This window comes from Microcoleus sp. B7-D4 (assembly GCF_036705125.1).
In the GTDB taxonomy this organism is placed as follows: Bacteria; Cyanobacteriota; Cyanobacteriia; order Cyanobacteriales; family Microcoleaceae; genus Microcoleus.
The window spans coordinates 18404-34769 of the sequence record NZ_JAUBTT010000045.1 but is presented as its reverse complement, the minus strand read 5'-3'; the positions used below and the strand labels follow the sequence as shown (position 1 = coordinate 34769).

Here is a 16366-nt window from a genome sequence, read left to right as displayed (position 1 = left end):
GTATCAACTTACCTGTTAAATCCCACAACCGTGCTGTATTGTCCCCTGATGCCGTAGCGATGTATTTACCGTCTGGACTAAAACTGACACTCGATACCCAATCTTGATGTCCTTTAAATTCTCGTATCAGCTTACCAGTTAAATCGTACAACCTTGCTGTTTTGTCCGATGATGCCGTAGCGATGTATTTTCCGTCAGGACTAAAACTGACACTCGATACCCCATCTTGATGTCCTTTAAATTCCTGTATCAACTTACCTGTTAAATCCCACAACCGTGCTGTATCGTCCGATGATGCCGTAGCGATGTATTTGCCGTCGGGACTAAAACTGACACCCCATAGGAAATTTTGATGTCCTTTAAATTCTTGTATCAACTTGCCTGTTAAATCCCACAACCTTGCTGTTTTGTCCGCTGATGCCGTAGCAATGTATTTGCCGTCGGGACTAAAACTTACACTCCTTACCTTATCTTGATGTCCTTTGAATTCTCGTATCAGCTTGCCTGTTAAATTCCACAACCGTGCTGTATCGTCCGATGATGCCGTAGCGATGTATTTGCCGTCGGGACTAAAACTGACACTCTCTACCGAATCTTGATGTCCTTTAAATTCCTGTACCAACTTACCTGTTAAATCCCACAACCTTGCTGTTTTGTCCGCTGATGCCGTAGCGATGTATTTGCCATCGGGACTAAAACAGACACTCCATACGTCACCTTGATGTCCTTTAAATTCCTGTATCAGCTTGCCTTTTAAATTCCACAATCGGGCTGTTTTGTCCCATGATGCCGTAGCGATGTATTTGCCGTCGGGACTAAAACTGACACCCCATAAGGAATTTTGATGTCCTTTAAATTCTTGTATTAGCTTGCCTTTTAAATTCCACAATCGGGCTGTTTTGTCCCATGATGCCGTAGCAATGTATTTGCCATCGGGACTAAAACTTACACTCAATACCCCATCTTGATGTCCTTTAAATTCTTGTATCAGCTTACCTGTTAAATCCCACAACCTTGCTGTTTTGTCCCCTGATGCCGTAGCGATGTATTTGCCGTCGGGACTAAAACTTACACTCAATACCACATTTTGATGTCCTTTAAATTCTTGGATCAACTTACCTGTTAAATCCCATAATCGAGCTGTTTTGTCATTTGATGCCGTAGCGATGTATTTGCCATCGGGACTAAAACTTACACTCCTTACCTTATCTTGATGTCCTTTAAATTCCTGTACCAACTTACCTGTTAAATCCCACAACCTTGCTGTTTTGTCCGCTGATGCCGTAGCGATGTATTTGTCGTCGGGACTAAAACTGACACTAAATACCATATCTTGATGTCCTTTGAATTCTTGGATCAACTTACCTGTTAAATCCCACAACCGGGCTGTTTTGTCCTGTGATGCCGTAGCGATGTATTTACCATCGGGACTAAAACTTACACTCCTTATCGTACTTTGATGTCGTAACTGATTTTGTTCTCGGATGTTGTCGAGAATCTGGTTGAGGGCAATCTGGGGAGTATATATCGGGTAATCTGCAACGGAACGAACATTTTTGACTGTAGCTTTGAGGTCTTTCCCAGTATTTACGGCTGAGATCAAAGCATTTATTTGGTTACTGCCAGATTCAAACAGTCTCGAAGCATCATTTGCCGATCGCTCTAATTGGGTCAATTTCTGCGCCTTGTCCACTTGCTGCCACGCTACTCCCATTACAGTTGCAGCTAAAACTAGGCTAATACTCAATACCGCTGTACCAATACCAATTCGTCTCTGGGCTTTTTGTGTGGCCTCTGCTAATATCTGATTTTTGGCTTCAGTTTGCTTGAATTTTTCGCGTAATTCTAGTAATTCCGCACTTTGCTTTTTGCGGATAAAAGGCACTAAATAATCGTGGACAAGTTGGTAGCGTCCAATGGGAGTTGCTGGCACTTCTAACACCAATCCCGATTTAACGACTATCTCTAAAACCAACTCTAATCTTTTTGACTCTTTTCCTAAACCTGCTGCTAACTCAGCCAGAGTTTTCTGAGGACGAGTATTGTTTTCATCCGTCAGCAAATACAAGACAAGTTCGGCAATATCTTTATTTTCATGGCCGCAGTCGGCGATAACTTCTGCTAAAAATTCCTCAACCAGTTTGACCTTAGCCTGACTGCCTAGTTGCTGATATTCACTTAGTTGAGTAATCTGCCTTTTTTCCAGTTGCGTCCCCGCGATTTGCAGTTCGATCGGCCGTACTTCTCCCACTTCACCTGCTAAATCTTCTACCAGTGCGTTTACCAAATCTTCCGATAAGTCAACTTGAGAGCGTTTTGTTAAGGTTTGGAGAACAGTTTTAGCATCGGGTATCGAAAAATTACCCAAGTAATAGCAGATATTCTTATTAAGAATGTCGTTATTAATCAGGAACAAATTGGTCGCGCGATTCCATTCTAACAAGTAGAAAAGATAATCTTCCCGCAGCGACAGGAGAATTTTGAGATCACCAATCTTATTTAAACATTCAGCCAAAAAATCATAGAACTCTCTCCGGCTAGTTTGGTCTTGATAAGCAAAGAAAAATTCCTCAAACTGGTCAAAAATTAGTACGGTCAATAAATTGCGATTTTGATTCAGCCGCAACTGTTCGAGAATAGCTGCCGGCGTGTCAATAGGAGTAGATAAACTCTCACCTTTTATTTTTTCAATTCCCCATCGCAAACACTGACCGCAATCCCTCGCCCAATCGTGATAAGACTGCAATAAAACAGGCAATACGTCCCGCGCTTCAAAAGTTGTAAGTTGCAGGGCTGGAACTAACCCGGCTTGAATAATCGAACTTTTTCCTACTCCCGATTGTCCGTGAATAATTGTCAGCTTGCAAGCAGGTGTACCTATCCGTTGAATTATCCGTTTAACATCCTGCGACCGCCCGGAAGCGGCTTCAATTTCCTCAACAATTTCAGCTTGTGAGTGACCTGATTCTAAACCGATATCAATTATTTGTTGCGGCGGCTGCAAGCGACCGGCACCGATAAAAGCTTGCAATCCATATTTGCTTTTAACTGCTTGTTGTTCGAGTTTGATATCAAAGGCTTTTAAATATTCGCCTTGCTCAAAATAGAGAGTTCTCAACTCTTCTAAAATCCTCAGATAAAGCTGCACATCCTCTTCAGGGTGGGTAATTACTTTCGCTTGTGTTAAAGTTTCTATAATCTCAAGAGGGGAAAATACTGACTCACTCCCCCCCGAAGCTTGGGGGGGCTGGGGGGGGCTAACTGTCGAACAGGGGATAAGATTTCGCTGCCCTTTTGCCAAAAGTAGCAGATACAAACCAGTCTCTTTTTTATTTATTCCTGCTTGTTCCAAAACCGACAATGCTAATTTAGCCGATTCGCAAGCTGTTTCCCACTGAGATTGTTGCAGCGCCACCTCAGCCAAAAAGCCGTAATCTTCAGCTACTTGACTCGGAGTACCGTAAATTTTGTGCATTTCTAAGGCTTTTTTAGCTAAAGTTTGCAACTCTTCCCAAGCTGCTAAACGCTCCAGCACTTCGCAGAGTTCGCTAATACATTTCGCAGCTAAATCATGTCGCTGCACTTGATCAAAACTCTCCAGAGACTGTTGTAAATACTTTCTAGCTTCTTGCCAATAATCTTGATTTCCTGCCCGGTGCAATTCAGCTTTGCGGTTGTAAGCTTGAGCAATTTTATGGCAGACCATTCCTTGTCTTTCTAAGTGACCATTTTGCTGCCAAAATGTCCAACTTTGCTGATAATGTTCGAGTGCTAAATCTATTTGATTTTTCTGAAATTCAACTAAACCGCGACTAAATTGCCAACTAGCTTGCAATTCCTGGTCTAATGCTACATTTAGCAGGTCATTCTCCAACAACTCAATTTCACAGTCATTTAACTTGAAATTCTCAACATCACCAAAAGCTTGGCTTGCTTTTTGCCGCAAAAAAATCATCAAGTCATAGGGCGGCATGGTAAACTGAATCGGAGGAGGAGCCCAAGACTTCAAATCATTCGCCGATCGACTGAATTTAGACAGTACGGAATCCGTCACCCATAATATTAAAGGAAAAGCAAAATCTTGCTTGAATTGATCTCGCGCTCTATTAGCCCCCGCTAGCAGGTTATCAATAGCAACCACCGATTCGATACCGACAATTATTAAAGCTTTTGGCGGTTGCTCTTGGACGGCATTGAGAATGGTTTGATAAAGTGTTTGGGTAGCAGGTTCAAGGACTAATTCTTGATATTCAACAGTCGAGCTATCGCGCAGTTTTTCCAGCATTGCATAACGCAAGCTAGCATAATTGCAGCGCACTATAGTTAAAGAAAACTTTCCTTGAAAGCGGTCGATCGTCCGTACCAAAGTAGATAGCGAGCGCTCATTTTCTGCTGCAATATCTTCCGCTAGATTTGAGTTTACCATGATCTCACGAATTTTGCTGCTGCCACAGCTTGAATTTGTCAGTTTCCATCAACAGCGGATTCAACGCAAACCAATTTCCTTGAGTGTCTACATATTCAAAAGCCCACAGGTTTCGCAGCAAATCTTGGTATTCTTTATCTCCATTAATGCTTTGTTCTTTCACCACCTTAAAGAGTAACTCCCACTCATCATTATCAATGCCATTCCTCAGACTGTCGCGGGAACTGCGAATCACTGATTTCAACACATCTTGCGAAATAGGAGGGTCATCTTGCTGCAAGCAACCAAACAGCATCCCCATCAAGTTTCGCAGATGACCTCCGCTGACTCGGCACAATTCATCTAAAGTTTCAGGACTGTCAAAAACTTGGGTAATTAATGTGATATGTTCCTCGGTTGGCACATCAGGGAAAGCCCGCGACATCACCATGCGCCGCAGCAAATTCATCCCCTCAACACATTCGCTGCCGTGTCTATTTTTTACTGGTACCATCGGCAAAACTTTCGGGTCAACTCCCCCTCCCAAGCGATTTTTCAAAATTTCGCTTTCATTGCCAAAAATCAATCCCAGCGGCAGGGTATAAACTAAATGGCAATTCAGTTGCCGCAACTGATCGCCCCGGTCAATAAAAATATATTCTGGCAACAGTCGCCCCGCTGCATTGGGTCGAGAAACTATCCTGTCTAAGTTGTCAACTATCACCACTAATCCTTTTTTACCCCGCTGCTTTAGCTGATTAATTGCTACATCAATAATTTCTTGATTAATCAGTTCTAACATTTTATTAGCTTGCGGTTCCATGTACTGTCTCAGTTTAGAGCGCAAGTCGGGATCACTTTTGGTTTTGGCAGTAATTTTGGCGATGCCTAAAGGCAGAGAAACTTCCAGATTTCCGTCTGTATTGCCCTTATATTTGCTACCAAAAAGTTCTCCTTCAGCTTCTAAAGTCACAGGGGTTTGTAAAAAATTCCAACTATTTTTTAAGAATTCTTTAAAGCGCTGGGGCTGCAAGGAAATTTTGCCCTCTTCCAAGCTTTGGGTGACTCGCCGTGCGATCGCTAACATGATATCCGTCAAATCGAGATCCATTTCATCGAGGTCTTGTGTTGACTCGAAGTAAACTACATGAAATCCCTCATCTGTCAACTCTTTTTGCAGTCGCGACAATTCAGTAGACTTGCCGCAACCAATATGTCCGCTAAACAATTGGCAAGTCCGTTTATCTGATGACGAACGGGTAATTGTCCGTTTGAGTACGTTAATAATTTTCCCGCCACGCACCTCAGAAAAATCAATGTAATACCGCAGATCTTCGGCATTGCCTAATTTTAGGGACTCACTGGGGTTGCAGGCATTCCAGAATTTATCGAAATCTAGGTTCATAAAATTTTCTAAATTAGTTTTTGTAGTTATTGTAGGGTGGGTCAGGGCTGAATGTTATTACCATAGACTAAACATTTTTCCGGTTAAGCACCCTACGGTTAGTTAGCTGACCACCCATACGTCCAAGACTATTAGTGTGAACCGGGATGCTGTTTCCAATATTGGTAGGCGGCATAGGCTAAGGTGACAGCGCCGGTCACGATCGCAGATTCATCGACCTCAAATTGCGGGTGATGGAGGGGATAGTTCGGTTTGTCAGTCAGTCCCACTCCTAAGCGAAACATGGTTCCCGGTGCGTGTTCTAAGTACATCGAAAAATCTTCCGCGCCGAGGGATGGTTCTGGTAAAATTTGGACGCGCGATCGACCTAAAGCTTCTAAAGCCGCAGTTTCGACTAATTGCGTGAGTTTTGGGTCGTTTTGGACTCCGGGCACGCCGCGCTTGTAGGTGAGTTCGTACTTAGCGCCGTAAGTCCCGCAAACGCTAGAAACAATTTGTTCGATCCAAGCCGGCAGGTTTTCGTGGGTTTCCGGATGGAGCGATCGCACAGTTCCCAATAATTTTACTCGATCGGCAATTACGTTCGGCGCTCGTCCGCCGTTAATTTGCCCGATCGTCAAAACCAGTGGCCTCAAAGGATTTTGCGTGCGGCTAATTGCCTGCTGCAAAGTGGTAATTATCTGAGAAGCAATCCAAATTGCGTCGATCGCCTCGTGGGGACGCGCACCGTGGCCGGATTCGCCCATCACAATCAATTCTATGTCATCTGCCGCCGCCGTCAGGGCCCCGTGGCGGATACCGACGCAACCGCCGGGAATCGTCGGAAAAACGTGCACTCCGAGGATGCCGTCAACATCTTGCATCGCCCCATCTTTAATCATCCATTGAGCACCTTGGGCAATCTCTTCCGCCGGCTGAAACAAGAAGCGGACGTGACCGGGCAATTTTTCCCCTAGCTGAGACAATATCATTGCTGCGCCCAAACCGACGGTGGTGTGGATGTCGTGGCCGCAGGCGTGCATCACTCCCTCGTTGCGGGAGGCAAATTCTAAGTTAGTGCGTTCTTGAATCGGCAAAGCGTCCATATCGGTGCGAATTGCCAGCCACCGGGACTCGCTGCTGTTGCCTTTGAGTTCGCCGAGCACTCCTGTTTTGCCGATTCCTTCGATGGCGTGAACTCCGCTGGAAGCGAGAACTCCGGCTACGTAGGCGGCGGTTTGATATTCTTGACCGCTGAGTTCGGGGTGGGAGTGGATGTGGCGGCGAATTTCGATTAAGCGGGGTGCTAGGGTGGCGGCTAATTCTTGGATGCGGGGAAGCATGAATTTAGTTGGGGAGTGCGGTACAAGTTGTAGTCAACTAGGTTAACGCATATGTTTGGGGGTGAACAGGGTTATAAGGCGCAAATGTGCGATCGGGCTTTTGGATGGCAATGCTATTTTGTTTGTGAATAAGATTTTTTTTTTTTACCGCAGAGGGCGCAGAGGACGCAGAGAAAAGAGAGAAAAGAGAGTTAGGTTGAAACCAGGAATAAACGTCTAGATTCTAGGTTCAAAGGCTGATTTTTAGTTGATAATATCATGTCCGGTCGAGCAACCGCGATTTTTGTAGGGGCCCGTGAGCCAACAATACCTGTTAATAATTGACCATCTCAAAAACCCGCCCCGACCGGGATATTATGGTTGATCGATCGGACATGAGATAATTTCTGGTTGTGATATCATCAAATAGTACATTTATTAAAAATATTTTCTATGATTAGCTTTGGATTCTGGAATGTAATAATTATAATTACAGTGGCTGGGTTTCTCAAATTTAATTGGCGATTAGATAGCGAAAAAACAGCATGGCAAGATTCTTTGTTTTTAAAACATCCTTCGATCCAAAGGTTGACTCATTTTTTTCGTCAACCTATTGTTAACTTTATTTTGCAAGCAGTTATTGTATTAGTTCTCACCCGATTTCTCTGTTATACCGGTTGGTTGGTTTACAATCTGACTAATCGGCCCGATCCCCCTTACTGGGATTTTAAGTGGTTTTATGTAGCGAGTAGATTAGCCCATCAGCATTTGAGTCCCTTTAATGTAGAAGTGTTTAACAGCGGTTTCTGTAGCATCACTAAAGTGTGTGGGTTTATTCCTTCTTTTGTTTATCCACCTAATATCATTCCTCCGCTGTGGTTTGTGGGCTATTTCCCTATGAAGACTGCATTCACAATCTGGACTTGGCTGCATCTTATTGCCACAGGTTTTGTTTTATGGGGAGCGAATATCTTGTTGGTGTCGCACTCACGAGCTTTTCGGACTATTTGTAGTATATCAGTTGCATTCCTCTACGGTTTTGTCTTCGATCTTCAAGTTGGCAATGTGGCAACTTTTATTGCGGTTCTGCTGTTATGGATGTTTATTTATGCTAGAAAAAATCAGGATGTAATTGCAGGAATTTTATTAGGAATTGCCCTTTTTAAACCAACTTTAGTTATATTGTTTATTCCTTATTTTTTAATCAAAAGACGGTTTCAGCTAGTTTTTATATCTATCGTCACGGTAACTTTTTTGGCAGTTATAGGTCTAGCTGTAACGGGCAATTCTTTAACAGGATTTATACAGGATGCGACTCGTGGATTTCCACTCTGGCTCAATGATCCATCGAATAATGCTTATATTTCTATGAGTCGCCTTGATTTAAGGGTTATGGGGCCGAGATTTTTCCCCGATAGTCCCTTCGTGGCGAAGCTATTTTCTGACTTGATAAGTCTGGTGCTAGTTGGTTTAGTGAGTTGGTATTTTTACAAAAAACAATCTCGCAATGCTTGGTCAAAAAAGGTTGACTTATCTGAAATGGTGCTAATTTCTACTTTGAGTATTGCTATCAACTATTCACAGCCCACCAGTTCTGTGATGTTAGCACCGGCGGTGGTTTTTTTGCTGAATGATTTATGTTTTCAGATTAAAAATTGTGCCTTCTCTAGGCAAAGAATGTCGGTTTGGTTATTGGGAGTTGGCTGTGTCATGGTGCAAACCGCTGTGATTCATGGCGGGCTGTTGGTGTTTCTAGGAAGGCGGTGGAACTGGAAGGGGGGGGAGTTGCCTTATTTGTTTAAAGTAACTATTTTTTCACTACCGAGTTATGCGATTTTAGGCCTTACGTTAAGTGTTTTAGTCTTAGCAATTACCTCTCTTGGTCAAAAACAGGTTGCTGAATTTGACCGACCGAGCTGAAGCAGGAAATAGACATTCATCTGGCGAAGAGTTAAGTAATAGGTAGCGTGTGCACCATGTTTCATCTCTCTCTTCTCTTCCTCTGTGCTCTCTGCGTCCTCTGCGGTTAAATCATTCAGAGTCGCTGTCGATTTTCTGTTGCTGCGATCGATCGTCGCTTTGAATTCTCCCCTCAGATTTAGCCTCATCTACTGCTTCTTGAATTAATGTCAATACCATATTCGAGACCGGCCGATAATGCGATTTGGCTAACCGCTCTAGGTCTGCTTTAAGTTCTTCTGGAAGATATACAACTATTCTGGGGAGTTTTGCTGGCAAGGCTGTTATTTGTGCTTTTACTGCCCTATTGTACCTTACCGCGTCACCGTCTCAAACAAAGTACACGGCAGGACACGCAGGCAGTTGAGAGCGATCGCCCGCAGTGGTAGTTGGTAGTTTAATCGTCTTTGGATTCATTAAACTTGCCTTCCTTCTGCGCTCTTTCGAGTCCTTCTTCGACCAAAAGTAATGCCATTTGGGAAATCGAACGACGCTCAATACTCGCCAGTTTTTCTAACTTCTCCTTGATTTCGGGTGGCGGGTAAAAGGCAACTCTAGGAGATTTTGCAGGACTCACATTGTTTGGGGGTAGCGTGTTCACCATGTCATTTTAGCTGACTGCAAATTTTTTAGAGCTTTTTTAAGCCAAGGTAGCACACCACAATCTAGTTTAGGCTAAAGTAATCTAAACACCCAAAAACCAAACCCCACTCCAACACAAAATCAACGGCCTGACAGGTTGGCAGTTGAGAATGACTCATCAGCGTAGAGATCAAAGGTTAATTGCTGCTGGGTTCATCTTCTGTAGTCTTTTTAGCCAAGTAAGCATCTACAGCTTCAGAGACAATCCGACTTACCAGATTGCTGACTGTCCGGTCTTCTTTCTTGGCCCAATCTTCCAAGACGTTGTAGGCGTTTGGAGGAACGTAGCTGGTGACTCGTTTTAGGTTTTTTGCTGGCAAGTTAGGCAACTGGGAATTTACTTCATAGATCGATCGTACTTTCTTTGTACGCCTCTTTGGTGTCGCCCCTTCAGGTGTTTGACTCATCCCGTTTCGCCTGGGCTTGCTCTTGCTCTTGACACCAGTTTTCTATTAGTTGACCTCCGACGCTGCTCATATCCCTTTCCGCACGAACGCACAAGGCTTTGAACCTGATCTTCAATGCCTTGGGAATTACAAGTTTGATGGTGTCTTTTTCATTTGCCATAACTTTATTTTCACACGTTTACGTGTGAAAAGTTTAAAATTCCCTTAGTTACCTATTCCCATATTCCCATAGCTGTGCTAGACTGAGGATGTACAAACGGAAAAGCGATCGCCCCTGGCCTGGAAAACTTGAGGGCGATCGCAATTCCACTATTCGTGTAATTCAAAGTCTATGATATCACAGCCAAAGTCAGTTACCGAGCTGCTCCGGGAAGAAATTCCTGATGTACCTCAAGGTAAGCAACCGATTCGTTTGCTGTTGTGTGGCGTTCCCAAAGCGGTAGAAAGTATCGTTAATCTGTTGCACGTTTTAGGTTTTGCAGAAGTTGGGGAATGGAGCCCGCCTCTACCATCGCCGATAGCGGGTGAGGTAATCCGGATTTTAACCCGTTACTGGAAAGAATAATCTTGGAGGGCGATCGCACGAATTGAAAAAGTGCGATCGGCCTTTCTGTCTCATTTAGGGCTTACCCATAAATACCAAAGAAACCGGGTTTTTTGCCGCTACTACGAGGCGTAGCGCGTCTTCTCGAAAAAACCCGGTTTCTGGCCTCCCGTAATTTGAGATAAAATATGGATAAGGCCTAAACATGACAAACAATTCAACAAAGTCAAATATTATGCAAGTTGTCATTCAACCTCCCTCCCTCATTGAAACCGGAATTAAAGTCGAAACAGTCAATAATCGCCCTTTGTTCAAATTTACTGATCGACTTCAACTCCATCTAGAAAGCCTTCTGGAAAAAAATAAAGTCAACGATCTAACGGCTGAAGAACAAGACGAACTCAAGGCCATCAACGAACTCGATCGCCTTTTTACTTACCTAAACTCCCTCCTCCTCGCTCAAAAATGACCCTTACCGAAGCAACCCGCCAATATGTAAGACAACGGGCTAAATATCTTTGCGAATATTGTCACTCTCCAGAAGAAATCAGCACCTCTCGTTTTACCATCGACCATATTAAACCCCGTTCTTTAGATGGTACTGATGATGTCAATAATTTAGCGCTTGCTTGTAGCCGTTGCAATCAACGCCGTTACAATTTTACAGTAGCTAGCGATCTAGAAACTCAAGCAGAAGTAGCTCTATTTAATCCTCGAAGTCAGCAATGGCAAGAGCATTTTATTTGGACGAGGGAGGGTACAAAAATTATCGGAGTTACAGCAATTGGTCGCGCTACTTGCGATCGGCTTGACGTGAATGACGAACGGTATCAAGGAGAGCGATCGATTCAGGAAGCACGCGGTTTATGGATTAAAGCTGGCTGTCATCCACCAACAGACGATCCCAGAGAAACGTAATAAACTCTTAGTCTGCGGAGGCAGACTTCGTTTGACCAGAAGCGGTTTCAACCGCCGAATAATACAGGCTATTTTGATGACATTCGATAGCGCGTCCAAAAACAATACAATACAACCAAAACCAACCATCCCGACACACAGCAAAACCCAGGAAGCGCAACATCAATATTGGGTGAAGACTGGGCGTTAACTTCAATCAATTGATTAACATAAGGTTGAACAAAGTTGTCATGAGCATCTTCTAATGCTTCGCGTTGTTTGATTCTGTCTTCTTGGTCGTTCATAATTCACCTCGTTTTGTGCTTATGAGGTAAATTATTTTTTTGGGCTTTTGCCCAATCAAGCAAAAACAAAAAATTCTGAAACCCTTGTATAATCGGGGTTAAGCGCTTGGGCAAACCAACTGGTTTGGGCAAACTTGCCCAAGCGACGATGAATTTTATTCAAAAGGTAGCGATGGCACGAAAATACGGGAAAAACGCCACCACAAAAAACAACGTTTTCAAACTGGTTGAGGCCTTACTCGCCCTCACGAATGGGGAAATTGGCGTGGCTGGGGATAAGCTGAAAGTTACGTTCCAGGATAATGGGGAAATAGCCGTTTCAGGGGACAAGCTGAAAGCTACGCTCAAGTTGCTATGGGAAAAGGAAAATGAGTTGCTGGTATCGGGGAAATTTCAGCAAAAACTCAACAACAACAAAACCAAAATTGTTGAAGGGATAACTAAGGAAGATTTATGTACATTGGTGGAATGCTTAGGAAAGGCGTTAGAACTCTCTCAACCCAATGATGAAAAGAATGTCAATAACTCCCAGAGAAGAGGAGAGGCAATCCAAGATGTTCTCGACTGTCTGAAAGACTTAGGTATACTTTACCTTAAACCTAGTGCAAGAAATCAAGGTTATTGGAAATTTTCCCTTAAGCTGAAGAATCAGATTAACCCCAAAGAAAATTTAGAAGTAATTGAGGAAAAGTGGAAGGTTAAATTTGGCTCCGTCACAGTCGAGATATCCCATGAAACTCCTAAACCTAAAGAAGAACCCATAAACTGGCAAGAAATCTGCCGCCAAAACCTCGCCCACCAACAGCAACTCACCACCAACCCTTTCACCAACGCCTGCGGGATGACTCCGCAACTCGATGGGGTTTATGTTCCCTTAGCCATTGTTGAACGCCAAAAACCCAAACCTCAGCCAAGGAATCAGCAGGAAGAAAAGGAAAAGGAAACAGAAAAACTGATTCCCATTGCTGAAGAAAGGTTTTTTGAGGATGTATTGCGACAAGGGAAAAGCGACATTAGTCAAGGGCGAAAAATTGCGATTATTGGCGAACCGGGTGCGGGGAAAACCACGCGGTTGCAGAAGATTGCTGATTGGATTTTAGAGCAAGAATTGGGGTTGCCGATTTGGATAGATTTAGCTGAATTAGGCGCGCAAAGTATCTGTGACCATTTGGAAAAGGTGTGGTTGTCTCGGTGTCCAGGAGGAGTGACGCGCGGTGATTTAGAAGCACAAATGAGTCGGGTTTGGTTGTTGCTGGATGGTGTGGATGAAATGGCCAACACTCAAGGAATGCAGCAGTTAGCGAAAGATTTGTCAAGGACATGGGTGCAGGCGGCGCGGGTGGTGGTGACTTGTCGGGTGAATGTTTGGGAGGCGGATAAAAATGCTTTTTCGGGGTTTGATGTGTTTCGCAATTTGGAGTTTAATTCGGAACAAGTTACGGAGTATATTCGCCGTTGGTTTGCGGGGATGGGGGATGCTGCGACGGGGGAAAGTTTGGAGGCGGAATTAGCAGAGTCGGAGAATTCCCGTCTCAAGGAGTTGATTCAAAATCCGTTGCGGTTGTGGATGTTGTGTCAAATTTGGAGTTCGAGACAGGGAACTTTACCGGATACTCAGGCAAAATTATATGCCAGTTTTATTAAGTATTTCTATCGCTGGAAAGAGCAAATTATCAAAATATATGAAAAGCTATGTGGCAAAAGTCACAATGAGTGTCAGAAACTTTTACATGAAGGGTTAGGAGAATTAGCCAAAGCAGCAATTGATGGCAAATCGAGTCGTTTTCGCTTGTCCTATCGGTTAGTGAGTCAGTATTTGGGAGATCGAAGCGATGAAACTTCTTTATTATCATTGGCGTTATCTCTGGGATGGTTGAATCGGGTTGGCATCGATTTTGATGAACCGGAAGAATCAGTCTATGCGTTTTATCATGCGACGTTTCAGGAGTATTTTGCGGCGTTGGCGGTGGATGATTGGGATTATTTTTTACCTCGGAATCATGTTGATTTTCCGGTGGTGGGGAAGGCATATCGGATTTTTGAAGCGCAGTGGAAGCAGGTGATTTTGCTGTGGTTCGGGCTGGAGGGTGTAGGGAAGAATGAGAAGGAAGCGTTTATTAAGGCGTTGGTTGAGTTTGAGGATGGGCGTGATATTGGTTTTTATAAAATTCGGGCGTATTTTCTCGCGGCTGCGGGGATTGCTGAGTTTAAGGATTGTAGTCTTGCTGATGAGATTGTGTCGCAAATTGTCAAGTGGGGATTTGCAGAAAAACAGGATAGTTTGCAAGTTTTTAGTCCTATTTTCGAGGTAGCAAGGGAGATACTAAAAGACACGGATCGGGAAAGGGCGATCGCCGCTTTAGTCGAGTTAATCGGTACTTTACAGAATGAAGATACCCGGTGGCAAGCGGTATATAGCTTAGCGGCAATAGACAAAAATAACGCAGTTGTAATCTCCGCTTTAGTCCAGTTGATCGGTACTTCACAGAATGAAGATCCCCGGAGGAAGGTGGAATATTTATTAGAGAAAATAGGCAAAGATAACCCAGTTGCGATCGCAGCTTTAGTACAGTTAATCCGTACTTCACAGAATGAAGATATTTGTAGGCAAGCGGCATATAGCTTAGGAAAAATAGGCAAAAATAACCCAGTTGCGATCGCAGATTTAGTCCAGTTAATTCATAATTCAGGTGATGAAAGTACCCGGTACCAAGCGGCAGATAGCTTAGGGAAAATAGACAAAGATAACCCCGTAGCCATCGCAGCTTTAGTCGAGTTAATCAACTCTGCTCAAAATCAACATATCCGATGTTTCGCGGCACGTAGCTTAGGGGAAATAGACAAATATCACCCAGTGGCGCTCGCAGCTTTCGTCGATTTAATCAACTCTGCTCAGACGAGAAATACCTGGAGAGCAGCGATATTTAACTTAGGAAGAGTAGGCAAAGATAATCCAGTGGCGACCGCAGCTTTAGTCGATTTAATTAATAGTGCAATTAGTAAATATACCCTGACAGATGCGGTATATAGTTTAGCAGAAAGAGGCGAAAACAAATCATTAGCGATCGCAGCTTTAGTCAAGTTAATCAATACTTCTCAGGATGAATATATCCGCAGTGCAGCGGCAGGTATCTTAGGGGAACTAGACAAAGATAACCCAGTGGCGGTCTCCGCTTTAGTCGAATTTATCAGCAATTCAGGTGATGAATATACTCGGGTGGAAGCGGCATATAGCTTAGGGGCAATAGACAAAGATAACCCAGTGGCGATCGCCGCTTTAGTCGAGTTAATCCGCAATTCAGATAATGAAAGAACCCGGAGCCTAGCGGCAGATAGTTTAGGGAAAATAAGCAAAGATAACCCAGTTGCGATATCGGCTTTAGTTGAGTTAATCAATACTTCTCAGGATGAATCTACTCGGAGGCAAGCGGCAAATAGCTTAGGGAAAATAAGCAAAGATAACCCAGTTGCGATATCGGCTTTAGTTGAGTTAATCAATACTTCTCAGGATGAATCTACTCGGAGGCAAGCGGCAAATAGCTTAGGGAAAATAAGCAAAGATAACCCAGTTGCGATATCGGCTTTAGTCGAGTTAATCAATACTTCTCAGTATGAATCTACTCGGAGCCAAGCGGCAGATAGCTTAGGGAAAATTATGAAAGGTAAACACTTCGCCACCGTAGTCTCAGGATTAAAAAATTACCTAACTTCCCAAGTACGTGCAAACGCTTTTGATCTCCTTATACCTCCCTTCAGAGTCATCTGGAACTGCGCCCAAAATCTGCCTTACCCAACTTTCTATCAAGCATGGCACCATCAACTCACCACACCCCATCCAGAAGTCCCAGAAACAACAGGAGTCGGTTCTACCCCCTTCACCCAAAGCCTCAATTTAGCAGATTTACCCAACATCCTTGATGCCAGACTTGCAGACACACAATTAATCGAATCCGTACAGCTAATTTGCATCGACACCAGCAAATTCATCGACTCCGATAACCCCGCCCTCGACATCTACGAACAATTCCTCGACCAAAACTGTCCCGAACGACTCAACGGCGAACCCGAAACCCTCCCCCAACTCAAATCCTACTGGAATCGACTCCGCCGCCACAGCAACAAACACCCCATCCTCATCTTCTACGAAGACCCCACATCCGCCGCGGCCCGAGGTTTTAGCCCTACTTTCCTCGATGCCCTTACCCGCTTCCACGGTACAATCTGTCTCATCACCGACTCACCTCATCCACCCCTGCAAACCTTCTCCCCCCATGACCCCGATTTACTTCAAACTGTCGTAAACTGGCTCAAACGACTTCATCTAGAGTCCTAAGTTTTGACTGTCGGGAGTTACGCATCAAAACCAAAGAAACCGGGTTTTTCACTTTAGTTAAAGGTCGGGATGCAGTATTCTCGCAAAAAACCCGGTTTCTGACTACCCGCAAACCAAAGAAACCGCGTTTTTGGCCGCTTCTACGAGGTGTAACGAAGTATTATCGAA

At 44.0% G+C, this 16366-nt stretch carries 13 protein-coding genes; 5 read left to right on the top strand and 8 right to left on the bottom strand.

The window, feature by feature from the left end; all coding sequences use genetic code 11:
- The 3 genes from QUB12_RS18810 to QUB12_RS18800 form a co-directional block, all read right to left on the bottom strand.
- The coding region (locus QUB12_RS18810) for a WD40 domain-containing protein (RefSeq protein ID WP_333144157.1) at nt 1-4426 on the bottom strand (4426 nt) is incomplete at its 3' end.
- A gap of 4 nt (nt 4427-4430) precedes the next feature.
- Complete coding sequence (locus QUB12_RS18805) at nt 4431-5810, bottom strand: P-loop NTPase fold protein (protein ID WP_333307965.1); 1380 nt, start codon at nt 5808-5810, stop codon at nt 4431-4433.
- Nucleotides 5811-5941: 131 nt separating this feature from the next.
- Nucleotides 5942-7132 carry a M20 family metallopeptidase gene (locus QUB12_RS18800; protein ID WP_333144159.1) on the bottom strand — a complete coding sequence of 397 codons (1191 nt, stop codon included), beginning with the start codon at nt 7130-7132 and terminating at the stop codon, nt 5942-5944.
- A 432-nt stretch (nt 7133-7564) separates the two neighbouring features.
- On the opposite strand from QUB12_RS18800, the gene QUB12_RS18795 reads away from it, so the two are divergent.
- A complete protein-coding gene (locus QUB12_RS18795) occupies nt 7565-9031 on the top strand; it encodes a glycosyltransferase family 87 protein (RefSeq protein WP_333144160.1) in 1467 nt (488 codons plus the stop codon).
- Nucleotides 9032-9142: 111 nt separating this feature from the next.
- Here QUB12_RS18795 and QUB12_RS18790 read toward each other — a convergent pair whose 3' ends face one another.
- The 4 genes from QUB12_RS18790 to QUB12_RS18775 form a co-directional block, all read right to left on the bottom strand.
- Entirely contained in the window at nt 9143-9349 is a 207-nt protein-coding gene (locus QUB12_RS18790; protein ID WP_333144161.1) for a ribbon-helix-helix domain-containing protein, read from the bottom strand.
- Between the two features lie 118 nt (nt 9350-9467).
- A complete protein-coding gene (locus QUB12_RS18785; protein WP_083888202.1) occupies nt 9468-9674 on the bottom strand; it encodes a ribbon-helix-helix domain-containing protein in 207 nt (68 codons plus the stop codon).
- Between the two features lie 175 nt (nt 9675-9849).
- Nucleotides 9850-10119: a ribbon-helix-helix domain-containing protein gene (locus QUB12_RS18780; RefSeq protein ID WP_332957635.1), complete on the bottom strand. Its 270-nt coding sequence runs from the start codon at nt 10117-10119 to the stop codon at nt 9850-9852.
- Nucleotides 10103-10279 (bottom strand): plasmid partition protein ParG, encoded by a 177-nt coding sequence (locus QUB12_RS18775; RefSeq protein ID WP_332983430.1) that lies wholly within the window; start codon nt 10277-10279, stop codon nt 10103-10105. The genes QUB12_RS18780 and QUB12_RS18775 overlap by 17 nt, the downstream gene beginning before the upstream one ends.
- A gap of 171 nt (nt 10280-10450) precedes the next feature.
- Here QUB12_RS18775 and QUB12_RS18770 point away from each other — a divergent pair, with 171 nt between their 5' ends.
- The 3 genes from QUB12_RS18770 (at nt 10451) to QUB12_RS18760 (ending at nt 11581) form a co-directional block, all read left to right on the top strand.
- Nucleotides 10451-10684 carry a hypothetical protein gene (locus QUB12_RS18770; RefSeq protein WP_333144162.1) on the top strand — a complete coding sequence of 78 codons (234 nt, stop codon included), beginning with the start codon at nt 10451-10453 and terminating at the stop codon, nt 10682-10684.
- Between the two features lie 214 nt (nt 10685-10898).
- Nucleotides 10899-11132, top strand: a complete 234-nt coding sequence (locus QUB12_RS18765) for a hypothetical protein (RefSeq protein ID WP_333144163.1) — start codon at nt 10899-10901, stop codon at nt 11130-11132.
- Nucleotides 11129-11581, top strand: a complete 453-nt coding sequence (locus QUB12_RS18760; RefSeq protein WP_333144164.1) for an HNH endonuclease signature motif containing protein — start codon at nt 11129-11131, stop codon at nt 11579-11581. Before QUB12_RS18765 ends, QUB12_RS18760 begins: the two co-directional genes overlap by 4 nt.
- 68 nt (nt 11582-11649) lie before the next feature.
- Here QUB12_RS18760 and QUB12_RS18755 read toward each other — a convergent pair whose 3' ends face one another.
- Nucleotides 11650-11865 (bottom strand): hypothetical protein, encoded by a 216-nt coding sequence (locus tag QUB12_RS18755; protein ID WP_333144165.1) that lies wholly within the window; start codon nt 11863-11865, stop codon nt 11650-11652.
- Nucleotides 11866-11971: 106 nt separating this feature from the next.
- On the opposite strand from QUB12_RS18755, the gene QUB12_RS18750 reads away from it, so the two are divergent.
- Complete coding sequence (locus QUB12_RS18750) at nt 11972-16198, top strand: HEAT repeat domain-containing protein (protein ID WP_333307963.1); 4227 nt, start codon at nt 11972-11974, stop codon at nt 16196-16198.
- Nucleotides 16199-16366: the final 168 nt, after the last annotated feature.

Excerpts from the sequence above, each read along its gene's own strand:
- QUB12_RS18805 (WP_333307965.1), bottom strand. The coding sequence starts at position 5,810 with ATGAACCTAGATTTCGATAAATTCTGGAATGCCTGCAACCCCAGTGAG.
- QUB12_RS18800 (WP_333144159.1), bottom strand. The coding sequence starts at position 7,132 with ATGCTTCCCCGCATCCAAGAATTAGCCGCCACCCTAGCACCCCGCTTA.
- QUB12_RS18795 (WP_333144160.1), top strand. The coding sequence starts at position 7,565 with ATGATTAGCTTTGGATTCTGGAATGTAATAATTATAATTACAGTGGCT.
- QUB12_RS18785 (WP_083888202.1), bottom strand. The coding sequence starts at position 9,674 with ATGGTGAACACGCTACCCCCAAACAATGTGAGTCCTGCAAAATCTCCT.
- QUB12_RS18780 (WP_332957635.1), bottom strand. The coding sequence starts at position 10,119 with ATGAGTCAAACACCTGAAGGGGCGACACCAAAGAGGCGTACAAAGAAA.
- QUB12_RS18775 (WP_332983430.1), bottom strand. The coding sequence starts at position 10,279 with ATGGCAAATGAAAAAGACACCATCAAACTTGTAATTCCCAAGGCATTG.
- QUB12_RS18770 (WP_333144162.1), top strand. The coding sequence starts at position 10,451 with ATGATATCACAGCCAAAGTCAGTTACCGAGCTGCTCCGGGAAGAAATT.
- QUB12_RS18765 (WP_333144163.1), top strand. The coding sequence starts at position 10,899 with ATGCAAGTTGTCATTCAACCTCCCTCCCTCATTGAAACCGGAATTAAA.
- QUB12_RS18760 (WP_333144164.1), top strand. The coding sequence starts at position 11,129 with ATGACCCTTACCGAAGCAACCCGCCAATATGTAAGACAACGGGCTAAA.
- QUB12_RS18755 (WP_333144165.1), bottom strand. The coding sequence starts at position 11,865 with ATGAACGACCAAGAAGACAGAATCAAACAACGCGAAGCATTAGAAGAT.